This is a genomic window from Lysinibacillus sp. JNUCC-52 (assembly GCF_015999545.1).
Lineage (GTDB): Bacteria > Bacillota > Bacilli > Bacillales_A > Planococcaceae > Lysinibacillus.
Map to the genome: position 1 here is coordinate 1,675,906 of NZ_CP065546.1, position 17,771 is coordinate 1,693,676.

The 17,771-nt window shown below is 38.3% G+C and carries 18 protein-coding genes; 2 read left to right on the plus strand and 16 right to left on the minus strand.

The window, feature by feature from the left end; all coding sequences use genetic code 11:
- Window positions 1–77 precede the first annotated feature (77 nt).
- The 6 genes from JNUCC52_RS08665 to JNUCC52_RS08690 form a co-directional block, all read right to left on the minus strand.
- Window positions 78–1,727, minus strand: a complete 1,650-nt coding sequence (locus JNUCC52_RS08665; RefSeq protein ID WP_173477793.1) for a DAK2 domain-containing protein — start codon at window positions 1,725–1,727, stop codon at window positions 78–80.
- 18 nt (window positions 1,728–1,745) lie between these two features.
- Window positions 1,746–2,108, minus strand: a complete 363-nt coding sequence (locus JNUCC52_RS08670) for an Asp23/Gls24 family envelope stress response protein (RefSeq protein WP_024362072.1) — start codon at window positions 2,106–2,108, stop codon at window positions 1,746–1,748.
- 342 nt (window positions 2,109–2,450) lie between these two features.
- A complete protein-coding gene (locus tag JNUCC52_RS08675; protein WP_337981920.1) occupies window positions 2,451–4,055 on the minus strand; it encodes a M20/M25/M40 family metallo-hydrolase in 1,605 nt (534 codons plus the stop codon).
- 53 nt (window positions 4,056–4,108) lie between these two features.
- Entirely contained in the window at window positions 4,109–5,485 is a 1,377-nt protein-coding gene (locus JNUCC52_RS08680) for an amino acid permease (RefSeq protein WP_173477795.1), read from the minus strand.
- A gap of 158 nt (window positions 5,486–5,643) precedes the next feature.
- Window positions 5,644–6,405 (minus strand): dimethylarginine dimethylaminohydrolase family protein, encoded by a 762-nt coding sequence (locus JNUCC52_RS08685; RefSeq protein WP_173477796.1) that lies wholly within the window; start codon window positions 6,403–6,405, stop codon window positions 5,644–5,646.
- Window positions 6,406–6,423: 18 nt separating this feature from the next.
- Window positions 6,424–7,296, minus strand: coding sequence for a dimethylarginine dimethylaminohydrolase family protein (locus tag JNUCC52_RS08690; protein WP_173477797.1), 873 nt, complete (start codon window positions 7,294–7,296; stop codon window positions 6,424–6,426).
- 203 nt (window positions 7,297–7,499) lie between these two features.
- Between JNUCC52_RS08690 and JNUCC52_RS08695 the strand changes: the two genes are divergently transcribed.
- Window positions 7,500–8,240, plus strand: a complete 741-nt coding sequence (locus JNUCC52_RS08695) for an IclR family transcriptional regulator (RefSeq protein ID WP_173477798.1) — start codon at window positions 7,500–7,502, stop codon at window positions 8,238–8,240.
- 206 nt (window positions 8,241–8,446) lie between these two features.
- Complete coding sequence (rpmB, locus tag JNUCC52_RS08700; protein WP_173477799.1) at window positions 8,447–8,635, plus strand: 50S ribosomal protein L28; 189 nt, start codon at window positions 8,447–8,449, stop codon at window positions 8,633–8,635.
- Between the two features lie 120 nt (window positions 8,636–8,755).
- Here rpmB and spoVM read toward each other — a convergent pair whose 3' ends face one another.
- Genes spoVM through def form a run of 10 tightly spaced genes read right to left on the minus strand, consistent with a single transcriptional unit; the run spans window position 8,756 to window position 17,762 of the window.
- Window positions 8,756–8,860, minus strand: a complete 105-nt coding sequence (gene spoVM, locus JNUCC52_RS23180) for a stage V sporulation protein SpoVM (protein ID WP_103977638.1) — start codon at window positions 8,858–8,860, stop codon at window positions 8,756–8,758.
- Window positions 8,861–8,878: 18 nt separating this feature from the next.
- Complete coding sequence (locus tag JNUCC52_RS08705) at window positions 8,879–9,532, minus strand: thiamine diphosphokinase (RefSeq protein ID WP_173477800.1); 654 nt, start codon at window positions 9,530–9,532, stop codon at window positions 8,879–8,881.
- Complete coding sequence (gene rpe, locus JNUCC52_RS08710) at window positions 9,529–10,197, minus strand: ribulose-phosphate 3-epimerase (protein WP_337981921.1); 669 nt, start codon at window positions 10,195–10,197, stop codon at window positions 9,529–9,531. Before rpe ends, JNUCC52_RS08705 begins: the two co-directional genes overlap by 4 nt.
- Window positions 10,198–10,199: 2 nt before the next feature.
- Window positions 10,200–11,084, minus strand: a complete 885-nt coding sequence (rsgA, locus tag JNUCC52_RS08715; protein ID WP_173477802.1) for a ribosome small subunit-dependent GTPase A — start codon at window positions 11,082–11,084, stop codon at window positions 10,200–10,202.
- Window positions 11,085–11,095: 11 nt separating this feature from the next.
- Window positions 11,096–13,066: a Stk1 family PASTA domain-containing Ser/Thr kinase gene (gene pknB / locus JNUCC52_RS08720; RefSeq protein ID WP_173477803.1), complete on the minus strand. Its 1,971-nt coding sequence runs from the start codon at window positions 13,064–13,066 to the stop codon at window positions 11,096–11,098.
- 2 nt (window positions 13,067–13,068) lie between these two features.
- Window positions 13,069–13,818: a Stp1/IreP family PP2C-type Ser/Thr phosphatase gene (locus JNUCC52_RS08725; protein ID WP_173477804.1), complete on the minus strand. Its 750-nt coding sequence runs from the start codon at window positions 13,816–13,818 to the stop codon at window positions 13,069–13,071.
- Window positions 13,819–13,824: 6 nt separating this feature from the next.
- A complete protein-coding gene (gene rlmN / locus JNUCC52_RS08730) occupies window positions 13,825–14,967 on the minus strand; it encodes a dual-specificity RNA methyltransferase RlmN (protein WP_173477805.1) in 1,143 nt (380 codons plus the stop codon).
- On the minus strand, window positions 14,967–16,328 hold the full coding sequence (rsmB, locus tag JNUCC52_RS08735; RefSeq protein WP_173477806.1) for a 16S rRNA (cytosine(967)-C(5))-methyltransferase RsmB: 1,362 nt from the start codon (window positions 16,326–16,328) through the stop codon (window positions 14,967–14,969). The genes rlmN and rsmB overlap by 1 nt, the downstream gene beginning before the upstream one ends.
- On the minus strand, window positions 16,325–17,266 hold the full coding sequence (gene fmt, locus JNUCC52_RS08740; protein ID WP_337981922.1) for a methionyl-tRNA formyltransferase: 942 nt from the start codon (window positions 17,264–17,266) through the stop codon (window positions 16,325–16,327). The genes rsmB and fmt overlap by 4 nt, the downstream gene beginning before the upstream one ends.
- A gap of 1 nt (window position 17,267) precedes the next feature.
- Complete coding sequence (def, locus tag JNUCC52_RS08745; protein ID WP_173477808.1) at window positions 17,268–17,762, minus strand: peptide deformylase; 495 nt, start codon at window positions 17,760–17,762, stop codon at window positions 17,268–17,270.
- Window positions 17,763–17,771 lie beyond the last annotated feature (9 nt).

A 17,771-nucleotide genomic window follows, 5' to 3' on the forward strand; every position in this document is an offset into this window, starting at 1 on the left:
TATTCCTTTTACCATAAACAAAAGCAGTACACACATTGTGCACTGCTTCGCCTACTTGTTAACTCAATCACCTTACATTATTCTACCGAAATAATATATGGGTATAATCCTTGTTTACCGTTAAATAACTCCACTTCTACATCTGGATAGTTGTTTTCGATAAATTGGATTAATTCAGAGGCATTTTCTTCAGAAGTATCTGCTCCATAAATAACCGTAACGATTTCAGTATTCGCATCTACTAAATCCGTAATTACTTTCTCAGCAGCATCTTTTAATGCTGGTGTAGATAGCACAATTTTCCCTTCAGCAAGTGCCATAAAATCGTCTTTATGAATTTCTACGCCATCGATAGACGTATCACGCACTGCATAAGTTACTTGGCCTGTTTTTACATGAGCAAATGCTTCTGTCATTGTTGCTTGGTTATTCTCAACAGTCGCTTCTGGATTAAATGAAAGAATGGCTGCCATCCCTTGAGGAATAGTTTTTGTTGCTACAACTGCTGCTTCAATATCCAATAGCTCTACAGCTTGTTCTGCTGCCATTACAATATTTTTATTGTTCGGTAAAATGAGTACTTTTTCTGCGCCAATTTCCTGAACAGCTTTCACAATGTCTTCAGTTGAAGGATTCATCGTTTGGCCGCCTTCAATAACATAAGAAGCGCCGATTGAGCGTAACAATTCAGCTACACCTTCTCCCATTGCAATCGTTACAATGGCATATGGATGCTTCTCAGCTTTTTTCGCTGGAGTAGATGCTTTGTGATCTTCACCCACAATAGCTGAATGTTGCTCGCGCATATTATCAACTTTAATTTTAATAAGACTTCCGTATTTTTGCCCCATCGCTAAAACTGCACCTGGTTGCTCTGAATGAATATGCACTTTAGCAATTTCTTCATCTGAAATAACAAGTAAAGAATCGCCTAGTGGATTTAATTCATTACGGAATTGCTCCTCACTAAATGGCTCTTTTCCTTCTTCCAAACGAACCATAATTTCCGTACAATAGCCAAATTCAATATCAGCTGTATTCATAAAATCTTGTGCTCTATGATGTTCTGCATTAATTAAATCGTCTAATGTTGCATCATTTTTTTTCGGTAAAGGCTCTCCCTTTAAAGAAGCTAAAAAACCTTCATAAACAAATAGCAATCCTTGACCGCCACTATCTACTACACCCACTTCTTTTAAGACAGGTAAAAGGTCAGGTGTACGCTGTAGTGAAGCCTTTGCTTCTTCAGTAAATGCTTCCATTACAGCGATGATATCGTTTTCACTTTCAGCAACTTCAACACCTTTTTTTGCTGCTTCACGCGCAACCGTTAAGATTGTTCCTTCAACTGGCTTCATCACCGCTTTATAAGCAGTATCTACACCAGCTTGAAATGCACCAGCGAAAGCTTTTGCATCAACCGCTGCATCTTTTTCCACAAATTTTCCAAAACCTCGGAAAAGTTGTGATAAAATTACACCCGAATTCCCACGTGCGCCCATTAGTAACCCTTTAGATAAAGCTTGTGCCGTTTTACCAATATGTTCTGATGCTTGTAGTTCCGTTTCTTTTGCACCAGATGTCATCGATAAGTTCATGTTTGTCCCTGTATCCCCATCTGGTACTGGAAATACATTTAAAGAATCTACATAATTTGCATTTTGATATAGGTGATGGGCACCCATTTGCACCATTTCAGCAAATTTTAATCCGTCTAAAGACTGCATTCGATTTTGTTCCTCCTCTTACTCATTCGCTACACGAACGCCCTGCACAAAGATATTGACAGATTTTACGCTCATACCTAATGTTTTATCTACTGTATATTTCACTTTCGATTGTACTTGATAAGCAACTTCCGAAATTTTAGTCCCGTAACTAACAATAATGTACATATCAATATGTAAATCTTCTTCTTGTTGTCGAATTACAACACCTTTTGCAAAGTTCTCTTTACGTAAAATATCAGTTAGACCATCACGAATTTGATGTTTTGATGCCATGCCAACAATACCGTAGCATTCTATAGCAGCGCCACCAGCAATCTGTGCTAGTACATCAGTTGAAATATCAATTTGGCCGAATTCGTTATTTAATTCAATTGACATAGAAATGCCCCCTTGGCTCTTTTTGACTAAATTCTATTGTACCACTTTGGGTATACATTAGGCAACCTAAGTTGCCTTGAAAGCGCTTTGTGTCAACGTTTTTAGCGATTCATTCCAATCTTCATCGTTCACACTATTTGTTTTGAACTTATGTTTATCTACTCTTACCTCTAGCTTTGCCTGAAGTTATTCTGTCGAAACCTATTCAAACTACTATTCATCGAATATCTTTTCCAAGCATAAAAAAAGCTGATGTAATTATACATCAGCTTCAGGCGTAAATTGTTTGAGTGCCTGGCACTGCCATAGGACACCGCCATCTCCGTTTTGTGGATCAAATTATCAATATAAGCTTTTAATTAATGTTTCAATCATAACAGGCATTTCTTTAAATGCGCTATCCACATGTAACCGTTCCGTCTTTTGATGTGCGTCTTTGCCGAATGGGCCAACATTTAGCACGGGTCCTTGCAAGTCAGCCATCGCTTCAAATGGAATACTATACGTCTCACCATAAACAGGCGTGTTTCGCTCAAATGCAGTCCAACCGTTTGAGTCATCTGTGTAATTTACATAACTTAAATCACAAATACCATTGAAATAATGAATTTGCTCAATTTCAATATCAAACGTTTTAGCTGTTTTCTTCATTAATTCGATAGATTCCTTTACTAGCGGATGATCTGATGAATTGATTGCAGGATAATATGGTGGTGCATACAACAGCACAGTTGCTGGTGTTAGCTCCTGACATCGAATCATTAATTGATCGACAATACGAATCGATTTTTCACGATCATCCCACGATGTATTTTCTATAACTTGCTTTTTAATGTGGTTCACTTCTTCAGCACCAAGTTTATTTATGGCATGCTCTAACACTGTTTCGTATCGAAGTACTCTTACTTCACCAACACCTTGCACTTTTTCACGCGCACAAATTTTATTATATTGCGTGTTACAAGCGGCCATTGCCTCCAATGCGACTTGTTCAAAAATTTCCATTACCTCTGTTGCTGTACGCTTCAACAAAAATACATTGTAAAGCGCAGCTGCACGATATGGTGTTTGTGTCGAATACTCCATTTTTAAATCTTTTAATTGTAATGATACAGGGAGTGGTGTGCTTTCGCCTAAATCCGTTTCACTGAACACTGGATTCCATTCCATATGCTGCGTCATATAGGATGCAATATAGTTGGCTGTCATGCCTTTTAACGGTTCACCTACATGCGTTTCTTTCCCATAAAATAAAGCTGCTGGCATAATTTTCCCTATTGTACCCGAATAAATATATTCATTTATATCCGAAGGTCCTTGCGAGAACGATGGCTCACTATTTAAAAATAACTTATAGGTTAACCCATATTGTTCACGTAGTCTGACTAGCTCAACTACTGCTGCACGCATACCAGCTGAGTTCACTTCTTCATCTGGTACCGCTGTTAAAATAAGATTGATAGGCCATTGTTCAATACTTGCTTTCTCTATCAATTGCATATGCAATGCAAGTCCCATTTTCATATCCATTGTTCCACGACCAAATAAATAATTGCCCGATTCTAAATCTATTCTTGCCGCTTCTGGTAAATCTTTTTTATATTTTGGCTCCATTAGTTTGCTCGTTAATTCTTCTGGGCGACAAGCAAATGGCTCAAGCTCTCCATATTCCTCCGTATGAACAGTATCAAAGTGACTAATAAGCACTACCGTTTCTGTTGCCGTCGGATGCTTGTACAATGCTGTTACCGCATGGCGACCTAGCCCTGCATCATGTAGTTCTATATAGTTAGGATTGTCTTGAAAATAAGAAAGCGTTTGCAATGTGTCTCTTAATTTATAGGCAAATTCATTTTCGCCTGGTGTTAATGTTCTGCTTTCCCAGCTAACAATTTCACATAATAATGCCCGAAGATTTTTCGGCGTATTCCATAAATATTTACTCATATTTAAAATCTCCTTTATTCGATAAATGCTTTTCCTATATCAGGAGCATTTCATTATGAATTTATTTTTGCCGTCTCCTCAATTTCTGAAGAAACTGTACTTACTTTACTCAATTTCAGTTTATAAAATAGCAGACAAGCTATAAAGAACCCTATACCGTATAGTAAACCGATTCGTTGAGTTGGATCGAACGCTAAAAACACGAGAATAATGATACAAAAGACAATACAAAATAGTGGAATTAACGGGTATAGTGGCGTTTTAAATTTCAAATCTGCCACATTGCCTCCCCCTTTAACATAACGATATCGGAACATTAATTGGGACATCGCAATACCCATCCAAGAAATCGTTACCGAAATTCCCGCAATCGACATGAGCAACACAAATACTGCATCTGCTTCCATGACACTTGTTAATAAAGATAGCAGCGAGAATAGCATAGTGAAAATAAGCGCATTTAATGGCACCTTGTTTTTTGTTAAACGTCCAAAGTATTTTGGAGCCATTCCTTCTTTTGACATCGACCATAGTAATCGTGTTGATGCATAAAGGCATGAATTTCCTACAGATAATATTGCTGTCAAAATAACGAAGTTCATTATGCCAGCTGCATATGGTACACCAGCAATTTTCATCAATGTTACAAATGGACTTTCCAGTAGCCCAAGCTCAGATGATGGGAAAATCGCAGAAAGCACAATAATTGAAGCAATATAAAATACTATGATTCTAAAAAGGATTGTCCGTATTGCTCTTGGAATGTTTTTCTCTGGATTTTCTGTTTCACCAGCAGCTATACCTACCAGCTCGGAGCCTTGATAAGAGAAAATAACATTCATCATCGTTACAAAAATAATCGCGATACCAGCAGGGAATAATCCTGTCGGTGCTAAATTTGTTAAATGCGGAGCTGGACGATCAGCCAGAGGGATCCAGCCAAATATTGCAGCGGCACCAATAATAATAAAGGCAATTACGGCAACTACTTTAATGCTCGCAAACCAGAACTCTGCCTCTGCAAAACCTTTCGTTGTTAAGGCGTTTAATGTAAACAAAAGCACCATGAAGACCGCACACCATATCCAAATAGGTACATTTGGGAACCAATGTTGCATTAATATCCCTGCTGCGGTAAACTCCACCCCTGCGGTGGCGGCAGAACCTACAAAGTACATCCATCCTAAAGAAAAGCCTGCTGAGGGACTAATAAAACGTGTTGCATATGTTTGGAAAGAGCCTGTTACAGGCATATACACTGCCAATTCTCCTAAACAGTTCATTACCATATATAAAATAAAACCGCCAAACAAATAGCCAATTAATGCGCCACCAGGGCCTGCTTGATTGATTGTATAACCTACATTTAAAAATAACCCTGTCCCAATCACTCCACCTAGTGATAGCATCAATAAATGTCGACTCTTCATAGAGCGTTTCAATACATTATTATGCTGTTGTTCCCCTTTGCTCAAAGTGTTTCCCCATTTCCATATGTTGTCATTATATTAAATATTCAGATATTTAGAGGATTAAAACACCCAATCAATTTTTCCCCTACAAATTGATTGGGCATATATACATTTAATTAAAAACGAAGGGATAAGCAGCTCAAGCCGCCGTCATGTTTTCTAAACTCAGACATTTCAAGTTCAATTGTTTTATAACCTAAATCATTTAATTTACGATTTGTGTCAGGGTAACCTGCTGGAATAATGATATAATCATTTACTTGAATACAGTTCGCTGAATATTCATCTTCTTGTGGAATAACAATTTTCTCATATGATGCAAAAGTAGGGTGATCGATAAACTCTCCTGCAACGACCATACGATTTTGTCCAACGTAAGCGATTCCCGTTTTTAAATGGAAGAATTCTTTTAATGGAATAATCGTAGCTTCATAACCTTCTTTTTCTACGATTTCTTTGAATTGTCGTGCACCTTCCTCGTTTGTACGATCAGAAATACCTACATAAAATTTCTTTTCTGCTTGTAAAACATCCCCACCATCAAGAGTTCCTGGTGCTTCGATATAATAAAGTTTGTCATAGAATTTTTTAACTGCAGGTTCGATATCTTCAATTTCGCGATTGCGTGCATCTGCTCCTGGATTTGTAATAATAGCAAATTCAGAAGTTAGTACTGCCGTATCTTCTACAAAAGTAGCGTCAGGGAATGCTTCATCTGCAGCTAGTTGTGTAACTTCTACGCCACATTTTTTTAAAGCTTCTACATACTGTACGTGCTGTTCAAATAATTTTTCTAAAATAGGTTTTCCTAGATCACTCGTTGTTAAACCGTTTACAAAGCTGTTACCTGGATTTTTCACAATGACATTTTTAAACATTTTTATTCGTCTCCTTTTTTATCCTCTGATTACTGGACAAGTTAGACATGTTGGTCCACCTGTTCCTTTTACTGTGATTTCTTCACCTTTATATTCATAAACAGTTGCGCCTGCATCTAATAACTGTTGTTTTGTAGCTGGATTCCCTTCAGGAATAACGCATACTCTTGGAGCGAGTGCCAAAACATTACAGCCTAGCGTGTCGTATTCATCTTTAGGTACTTCAACGAACTGAATCCCGCGTGCAATAAGAAGCTGACGGAAAAATACGGGCATTAAACGAGAGTGTACTACAGCCAAATCCTTGTCCACCATACTAATAAAGGACATTAAATGTAAGCACTCCGCTTCACCTAAGTCATGCGGTAGCTGTACAACGATAAATTCATCGACAACATCCGCTGTCATCTCTTTAATTTGACGAATGGCTTCATCATTCGTACGGTACCCTCGGCCGACAACAAGTGTACGGTCGTCAAGCCAAACAATATCCCCACCATCTGAAACAGCATCTCCAGTCAATTCTCCAATGATAGGAATCCCTTTACTCTGTAAAAACTCCTTATATACAGTTGCTTCAGGTTGTCTTAATTTCTTTCCAGATTTCAATATGATTGCACCGTGTGGTGTGAATTTAACAGGATCATGTGCATAAAGAGAATCTAACCCTACATCATTTGAAGCTGGTAAATAATCAATTTGTTCAACGTATTTTTCTAGAATTGCTATAAACTCAGCATATTCTGTAAGAGCCACATTATAGTTAGGTTCTGATAAATAGTTGAAAGTTTTCCATTCATCCGTAAGATGCTCTTGGCTTATAAAAGCTTCTTTTGGATGTTTGACAATTACGTGTTTTAAAGGTGCATACATGGATGAACAATAATGCATACCTTTCACCCCTTTTCCGTGTAGTGGAAAACGTTTCCGTTAAGAGGAAAGTTTATATAAAAAATATATGCGTTTTATGTTATACTGTCAATATATTTAGAAAATTTTAATATTAAACTATTTAAAAAGTTCTTACTCACCCAGAAGGAACTAGACGTAAACTGAGAATAAAAATACAATAAGATTAGAGGAGGTGGGACAAAATGCAGTTATTAGAACGAGCAATGACCATTGCTAAAGTGTTAGCTTCAGAAGCAGCAGAAGGCAGTTTGTCTATTTCAGAGCTATCCACCAAATGCGATTTACCACTAAGTACATTACATAGAATTTTAAAAGCGATGATTGCACAAGGAATGATTGAACAAGATGAGCAAACGAAACATTACCGCCTAGGAACGATATGGATGGAATTAGGCTTACAAGTGTATGATACGATGGATTATATAAGCAAAATCAGACCTGAATTAGAGCGCCTAGCTAGAGAAGTCGAGGAAAGTGTTTATTTAAGCAAGCCTGCTGGGTTAGATACTATAATTATCGAAAGAATAGATAGTGCAGCAAATCCAATTCGAATTTATGATCAACTCGGTATTCGCATTCCAATGCATATTGGAGCTGCCAATAAAGCATTGCTAGCCTCCATACCTACTGAACAAGCTAAGGAAATAATAAATCAACTAGTCCCTATTGAAGAGATGGCTGATTTAGAAGGTCAGTTAGAACAAATACGGTTACAAGGCTATGCTATAAGCCACGGTGAACGAACTGCTGGTACTTCCTCAGTCGCTGTAGCTGTTATTAATGGGTTCGGAGAAACTATAGGCGCTGTTAGTATAGGCTTTGTTAGCTTTAACGTTAGCGACGATCATATCAACTTCCTTATCGAAAGTCTTAAAGAAACGGGAAAACGTGTTTCAACGAAGCTTGGCTACCGAGGGAAGTAGTTTATAAAAATGCACTGCACAATGTATCTAGTGACCATTGTCCAGTGTTTTTTCATAGCAGTTTTTTGCCTGTAAAGGTTTTTTTCTTGAAAGGTTATGTGAAAACTGTTGCACTGAACGATTTCGTATGTTAAATTATTATGGTATGTGAAATACCGAACTGAAATAATAATCTTTCAGCATCAACTGTAAGGAGGGAATACAACATGCCAAAACAATGTGTAATCACTGGACGTAAAGCTCGTACTGGTAACAACCGTTCCCACGCTATGAACGCTAACAAACGTACTTGGGGCGCTAACCTTCAAAAAGTTCGTATCCTAGTTAACGGTAAACCAAAACGTGTATGGGTATCTACTCGTGCTTTAAAATCAGGTAAAATCGAGCGCGTTTAATAGCCGCTTCTAAAAAATCGATTTCGCATTAAGCGTAAATCGATTTTTTTCTTTCATTTCTCAAGGCAAACTACCAACCGCCTTTATATAGCTATGAAAAAGTAAAAAATCCGACTGGCATCAGTCGGATTTTTTAGCTTCTTTCTTATCTTTTTTAAATAGGTTAATACACGTACGCGTAATGCTACTAACAAATTTCGGCAGTTGGAACGTATATACTTTCAGGACTCTCTCCCCCTTACGCTAATCTATGCTTCTTATCATTAAACATATGCCTTGCGTGAAGGATATAGACCCTAAAGTGCCTATTATTTCATTACTTGTAAAACGGGTTGAACCTAATGAAATTTCTTCATTCGTCGTTTCATATTTAACATGCCTTAATGTCACACCTTGTATAGGTTGCTCATGCGCAAAAAAGGACAAATAGCGATAGCGATCATCCGCTAGAATTGTGTGAGTGCCTGGCACTAAAAATTGTAACATATTAGCATGATTTATAATTTTCAACACAAGTTGAGGATGTTCTAGCTGCAAACGATATATCGAACGAACAGCTGCCTCATAGTGATCTAAACGACCACCTGTCACACCTGTTAACACAATTTCGTTAGGGGCATAGGTTAATGCCTTTAATAGTGCTAAATCCGTATCCGTTTCATTCTTCTCTTCTTGAAAACGCTGAGCATCATCTGCATGCTCCATAACATATTTGTATTCCTCTTGTGATAACGAGTCAAAATCGCCAACAATGGCATGTGGTGTCATTCCTTGTTCAATTAAATACAGCGCTCCTCGGTCCGCACCGATAAATAAAACATCATTGCGCTTATTATACGGTTCAAAGGAACAAAGCTCCTCTTTCGGACCGCCTGCACAAACGACAACAGTGGTCATTCTTTAATCGCAGCCTCACCAGCAGCTAAAATCTCTTGCAATGCAGCTGTTCGGTCTTCTTTGCTGTATATCGCTGAGCCTGCAACAAATATTGTTGCTCCTGCTTTTGCACAAGGAACGATTGTTTCCGCATTAATACCACCATCGATTTCAATCGCAACGTCTAAGTTTCGTTCTTTAATAATTGTTGATAACGCTTCAATTTTTGGCACAACAGAATGAATGAACTTTTGACCACCAAATCCAGGATTCACTGTCATAAATAACACCATATCAATATCCTCTAAAATATGTTGAATAGATTCACTTGGTGTATGCGGGTTTAAAACGACACCTGGCTTTACACCATAAGAACGAATCAATTGAATAGTACGGTGTAGATGGCGACAAGCTTCTACATGTACTGTAATATAGTCTGCTCCCGCTTTTGCAAATTGTTCAATATATTGATCAGGGTTTTCAATCATTAAATGAACATCTAACGGTAAATCAGTTAAAGGACGAATGGCATCCAACACAATAGAGCCAAATGAAATATTCGGTACAAAATGACCGTCCATCACGTCGATATGAATAAGCTTTGCACCTGCTCGTTCTACGTCCTTCACTTCTTCTCCTAGTTTTGCAAAGTTTGCTGCTAAAATTGATGGTGCTATTTGTATCATGATCAATACCTCGGCTTTCGATCCATAATTTCTTGCATAAATTGTTCGTAATGCTTGTAGCGGTACTCGCGAATTTCTCCCGTTTCGACCGCTGCCTTAACCGCGCATTTAGGTTCCTTCAAGTGCAAGCAGGCTCTGAATTTACAATCTTCAGCAATTCGTGAGATTTCTGGGAAACATGCACCTAGCTCTTCTTTTTCAATTTCATCAAAATCAAATGAGCTAAATCCTGGTGTATCTGCCAATAAACCGTCACAAACTTCTATTAACTCAACATGACGAGTCGTATGCTTGCCTCGTCCTAGGCTTTGCGAGATAATGCCCGTTTTTAAATTTAAATCAGGGATTAACGTATTAAGTAATGTCGACTTGCCAACACCCGATTGCCCAGCAAGCACCGATGTTTTTCCTTTTAAAATTGGCTGAAGTCGGTCCATTAGCTCTTCCTCATCTTTATAAGTTTGAAGCACTGTATAACCCATGTTTTCATAATCTTCGATATAGCCCTGTAATTCCTCACGCTCATTGTCTTCTAATAAATCCATCTTTGTCAGACAAATGATTGGGTGGACATGAAATGACTCTAAAACGACTAGGAAACGATCCAGTAAAATCGTATTAAAGTTAGGCTCCTTGACAGAAAATACTAGAATGCCTTGGTCGATATTGGCAATCGGTGGACGAACAAGTTCATTTTGGCGTTCAAGTATTTTTTGTATTGTACCGTCGGAGCCTTCTGTTTCAAGTGTATACTCAACAAAGTCACCCACAAGTGGGGATTCCCCGCGATTACGAAATACCCCACGTCCTCGACATTGTATGAGCTCTTCGCCATTATAAACATAATAATAGCCACTTAATGCTTTACGAATTTGGCCTTGCGCCATCCAATTCCCCCTTATTTAACATCATCATAATTAAAGCTTTCTGACTCAATAATTTCTGAGTCACGGATTATTTTATAAGCCGCTTCTTCACCTTCTACGATGACAAGCTGTATTTTATATTGTCGGTCACTCGTAATAGTAAATTCATCAAAGGCTTTTACCATTGTATGGGTTTTATCTTGAATTTCAATGCGAATAACTTGCTCGTCGCCTTCTTCTGCAGGCTCATATGGAATTAAAACATTTTTAATAAATGTTTTTACAGGTTTTTCGGCAGGTCCTTTACTTAAAACAACTGCAATTGTATCGCCTTCCATTAAGCTAGTACCAGGTTTTGGCGTTTGTGAAATAACACTACCCGCTGGTACGGTATCGTTGTAATCTTCTCGAACAGTACGCCATTTTAATCCTACTCGATTTACGTAATCATCCATTTGCGCTTTCGTGTAATTTGCCACGCTATCTACTGTAATCATTTTTACACCTTGGCTTATCGTAAATGTAATCGTCGCATCTTTAGCGATGATTTCCGCACCCTCTGCAGGATCTTGTTCAATAATTTGACCTTCAGGCTGTTTGGAATGCACATAATTTTTTTGGATTAAAAGTTTATCTTTTAACAAAGACTCTACTTGACTAATTTGTTGCCCCGTATAGTCTTCGATTTTAATCGTTTCTACACCAATACTGACAATTAGCTCTACTTCAGTTCCTTTTACTCGCTTCGAACCTTTTGCTGGGTCTGTCTCAATAACTTTGTCTTTTTCAACTTCTTCAGAGTTACGCTCTTGTTTTTGTTCAGCTACAACAAAGCCTTGTTCTTGTAATTTTTTTGTCGCTTCTTCAACCGTTAAATTCGCAACACTAGGCACCTCAATTTTTTTCGGGCTAAATAAATCTGTTGCAAATAAAAAGAATAGGAACATGGCAATAACGACTACTAATAGCCCTGCCACATAAACTGGCCACTTTTTCTTTTGTTTAACAGGCGCCGCTTTTTCAACAGGTTTCTTCGCTTCCACTTTAGATGGGGTAATAGCTTCCATTGACCTTGTTTGCGTTAAATCCTCATCTTTGCGTTTTGGCTGTTCCTTTATAATTGGAATGGCTCTTGTGGCATCATTATCAATAGGAATCGTAAACTTTGGTTCATTAATACGTGTTGATGATAACACCGTATCTAAGTCCTCTTGCATTTCTTCTACGGTCGCATATCGATGGGATGCATCTTTGGCAGTAGCCTTTAATACCACATTTTCTAGACTTTGTGGAATTGTACCGTCAAATGCTCGCACAGATGGTGTCTCTGTTTGCAAATGCTTAAGTGCAATGGAAACAGCTGATTCACCTGAAAACGGCAATTCTCCTGTTAGTAATTCATACAACACAATGCCTAGTGCATAAATATCTGATTTATATGTTGCTGTTCCACCACGCGCTTGCTCTGGTGATAAATAATGTACAGTTCCTAGCACAGAATTAGTTTGCGTAAATGATGTTGCACTTAGCGTCATAGCTATTCCAAAATCCGTTATTTTCACATTCCCATCCGCATCCATTAAAATATTTTGCGGTTTAATGTCACGGTGAATAATATGATTTTCATGGGCATTGGCAATTGCTGACGTTAACTGCTTCATAATATGCACACTTCTCGCAGGCGAAATTGGTGCATATTCCTGTATGTACTGCTTTAACGTCTTTCCTTGAACATATTCCATCACAATATAATGCAGATCTCCATCATCACCTACATCATAAATACTTACAATATTCGGATGTGTAAGGCTTGTAACTGAAAGTGCCTCACGTTGAAAACGTCGATGTAATTCATCCTCATTGGTAAAATCATAACGTAATATTTTTATCGCTACGTCCCTATTTAATATCATATCATGCGCCAAGTATACATTGGACATGCCTCCGCCACCAATGAGATCTAAAATTTTATAGCGGTCACTAATTCGTTTTCCTACAAGCATACTTACACCTCCTCATCTTGCCTTGTGAGTAACACGAGGGAGATATTATCTTCTCCCCCGCTTGCATTGGCTAATTCCACAAGTTTTCGTCCTTTTTCTTCAATTAAATCTGGATAGGTAATGATAGATGCCATTTCGTACACTGACAGTTTATTGCTTAAACCGTCTGAGCAAATGAGTAAATACGATTCTGGCGCTAGCTCTACTTCATAAAAGTCTGGCTCAATAGTTTCCTCTGTTCCAACAGCTTTTAAAATGAAATTTTTCTTCGGATGCGTCATTGCTTCCTCTTCGCTAATTTCACCATTTTCAAGTAGAACATTAACATAAGAATGATCTCTTGTTATTTGTTGTGCGCCATCATCAAAGAAATAATACACACGACTATCACCAACATGCGCAATGAAGCAATAATTCCCTTCAATTAACACGGCAATAAACGTCGTACCCATTCCTTTACAGTCTTCGTGTGATAAAGAATAGTCGAATATATTTTTATTCAATTGCTTAACTGCTTGTCGTAACCATTCTTTTTTTGATGTCATAGTTGCAAAATGATGTGTCTCTGCTTGTAAAAAAACGGTCTCCATTTGTTTCATTGCCATATCACTCGCCACATCGCCAGCATTATGTCCACCCATGCCATCCGCTACAAGTGCTAGTGCAAGTCCATCTGGACGTTTAAAAAATGCAGCTCGATCTTCATTAATTGCTCGTTTTAAACCAATATCACTTTCGACTGTGTATTCCATCACTGGTCACCTCGTTTCTTCAGATCTCTCTTTCGCACGTAATTGTCCGCATGCCGCATCGATATCAGACCCTTGCTCTCTACGGATTGTTACGTTTATACCATTTTTCTTTAATGTTTTTTCAAAAGCAAAAATTTTACTACGAGAGGTGCGGATATAATCGCGTTCTGGTACGTAGTTTACAGGAATTAAGTTTACGTGGCATTTAATTCCTTTTATTAGTGCAGAAAGTTCTTCTGCCACTTCTACTGAATCATTTTCACCTGACATTAAACCATACTCAAAACTTACACGTCGGCCCGTTTTTTTCGTATAGTAACGAACTGCTTCCATTAATTCTTCCAATTTGTATGCGCGTGCAATAGGCATCAGTTTTTGACGTGCCTCCTGGTTTGGCGCGTGCAATGATACAGCAAAGTTAATTTGAAGCTGTTCATCTGCAAATTGATAGATTTTAGGTACAATACCCGAAGTTGAGACAGTAATGTGACGTGCCCCAATATTTAAACCTTTTTCATGATTTATGACTTTTAAGAAGCTCATCATGGCATCATAGTTATCGAAAGGCTCACCAATACCCATAATAACGATATGTGACACACGTTGATTTACTTCATCTAAAGCTTGCTGTACTTTTACAACTTGCTCTACAATTTCACCTGCTAATAGATGGCGCTTTAAGCCCCCTAAAGTTGACGCACAAAACGTACAACCAATTCGACAGCCCACTTGTGTCGTGACACATACTGAATTGCCATATTCATGGCGCATTAACACCGTTTCAATTGAGTAACCATCTTGTAGCTGGAATAAAAATTTAATCGTACCATCTTTTGATTCCTGTTTAATGATCGTTGATAGTGTTGTTAATGCAAAACTTGCCTCTAACTTGTCACGCAATGCTTTTGAAAGGTTAGACATGTCTTCAAATGTTTTAACACGTTTATTGTATAACCAGTCAAAAATTTGTGCTGCGCGGAATGGTTTTTCACCATTTTCTTTTAGCCACTCTTCTAATTGATGTGGTTGTAGTGAGTAGATTGATTCTTTTAAATTCGGCTTTTCTTTTTTCGCTCGTCGTACGGGCTTTTCTTCAGCTTCCTCGACTAAGTCATTAATACGTTCATTAAATTGCTCTTGATCCACCATTAGTTGGATTCTCCTTTTTTACGAAAGGCTGCGACGAAGAAACCATCACTGCCGAAGTCTTGTGGAAAGACTTGAAGCATGCCATTTGCTTGCTTTTCCGCTAATTTTGTTGGTAAAGATTCTAGTTGTATCGCTTCCATTTCTGGATGCTCTCTTAAAAAGGCATCAACAGTGCCTTCGTTTTCTTGTTTATCGACTGTACATGTACTATATACAAGCTTGCCTTCTTTTTTCAGTACTTTAGTTGCTGCATCGAGTAGTGCTAATTGGATTTTTTGAAGGTTTTCTAAATCTTCTTCACGCTTCGTATATTTAATATCCGGTTTACGACGCATTACACCTAAACCACTACAAGGCGCATCGACTAACACCGCGTCAAACGATTCTGGTTGTAAAAACTCTGGAGCTTTACGTCCATCAATTGGAGCGGTTTCTACAATATCAAGTCCTAGACGTTCTGTATTATGGTCGATTAAATCTAATTTATGTGGATGCAAATCCGTTGCCAAAATGGAACCTGTATTGTTCATTTTTTCGGCTAAATGTGTTGTTTTGCCACCAGGTGCCGCACACATATCTAAGACGCGCATTCCTGCGGAAGGATTCAAAACATTTGCAGGAATCATAGAACTTTCATCCTGAATAGTAATAAGTCCATCTTGAAATGCCTTTGTACGGGCAGGTTGTCCATTTGTCACATGTAGACATTCTGGCATTAAATCACTTTGCTGTGCAGTTAAGCCTTCAGCTTGTAAGCTTGCAATCGCTTGTTCTATAGTTGCCACTGTCGTATTGACACGAACCGTTTGTACTGGTGGAACGTTATTTTCATGAAGCATTGCAGTAGCTACTTCTACGCCATAATTATTAACAAAACGATCTACCAACCATTGTGGATGACTTGTTTCAATAGCAAGACGTTCTACAGGATTTTTTATTTCCTCTAAAGATCGTACACCCTGACGCAATATAGAACGTAAAATACCATTGACTGTAGAGGCAATTCCTTGGTGTCCACGGCGCTTGGCAATTTCTACCGCCTCGTTCACTGCTGCATGAGGTGGAATACGCGTTAAATAATGCATTTGATATAGTGACAAACGCAACAGCCAACGCACCCAATGATCTAGTTTACCACGAATAAATGGCTCTAAATAGTAGTCGAGGGTCATTTTATATTGAAGCGTACCATACGTAATTTCAGTTAAAAGTGCACGATCCTTCGCTTCAATTTTATGGCGTTTTATCGTTTCATGTAAAAGTAAATTACTATACGCTTGGTTTTTATCTACTGCTAATAGGATAGATAGTGCGGCATCTCGTACATTACCATCCCAAATTACTACGCTTTTTTTACTCATTTAAACTGATCCCCGATCTGTAATTTTGAACCTGTACCTCGCAAATAATCCTCTGCTGTCATACGTTTTTTCCCAGCTGGTTGAATGTCATATAATGAAAGTGCTGTGCCATTTCCAGCCGCAACTTCAAAATGGTCCTTTGCAATTGCTACGACTGTACCAGGTGCAGCATTATGTTTTGCTTGTCCTACTTGTGCCCACCAAATTTTAAAGTTTCCATCTTCAAAAGTTGTATAAGCTACTGGCCAAGGATGAAGTCCTCGCACTTGATTGTATAAAGTCGTTGCATCCTTTGTCCAATCAATTCGTTCTTGCTCGCGCGATATATTGCTCGCAAATGTCACTTGCGTTTCATCTTGTACAGTGCGGTTATTTGTTCTATTTATAATAGAAGGTAGTGTTTCTTTTAACAGATCACAGCCTACAACACTTAGTTTATCAAAGAGGCCACCTGTATGGTCGTCTTCTTCAATAGCTATTGCCTTTTGAGATATAATATCGCCTGCATCTAACTTCTCTGCCATATACATAATCGTTACGCCAGTCTCTTTTTCACCATCTATAATTGCCTGGTGAATAGGAGCTCCTCCACGGTATTTCGGTAAAAGTGATGCATGGACATTAATACAACCAAGTGGTGGGGCATCTAGCAAGTCTTTCGGTAAAATTTGTCCAAATGCTGCTGTAATAACGATATCTGGCTGTAAATCAAGTATTTGCTGTAATTCTTCAGAGCCACGTAGCTTTTCAGGTTGAATAACTGGTAAGCCTAATTCCAAAGCCGCTGCCTTTACAGGTGGCGGTGTTAGTACCCGCTTGCGTCCTACTGGTCGATCTGGTTGTGTCACAACTGCTTTAATATCATAGCCCTCATTGTGAAGCATACGCAAAATTGGCGCGGAGAAATCAGGTGTTCCCATAAAAATAATCGACGTCATTTTATTCCTCCTCTTCTGCGTACATTTCTTCAAGCTCTTCTTCTGTAAGAATACGTTTAATTTTAGAGTCAAACAATATACCATCTAAATGATCAATTTCATGTAAAATTGCTCGTGCTTCAAAGCCACCTGCCTCAAGCTCATAAACACGCCCTTCACGGTCACATGCTTCAATTTTTACATAGTCAGGACGTTCAACTTCTCCATATAGACCTGGGAAACTTAAACACCCTTCGACATCAACTTCTGCACCGTCCGTTTTAATAACAGTAGGATTAATCATCTCTAAAATATCTCTTTCCTCGCCAAGCTCGACAATCGCCACACGCAACCCTACATTTATTTGTGGTGCTGCAATACCTACACCATCATATTCCACCATCGTGTCATATAAATCATCTAGTAATGTAATAATATCTTCATTAATTTCTGTAACTTCCGCACATGGTGTTGATAAAACTTTTGCTGGATGTTCAATCACTTTTTTAATCGCCATTTCTCGTTC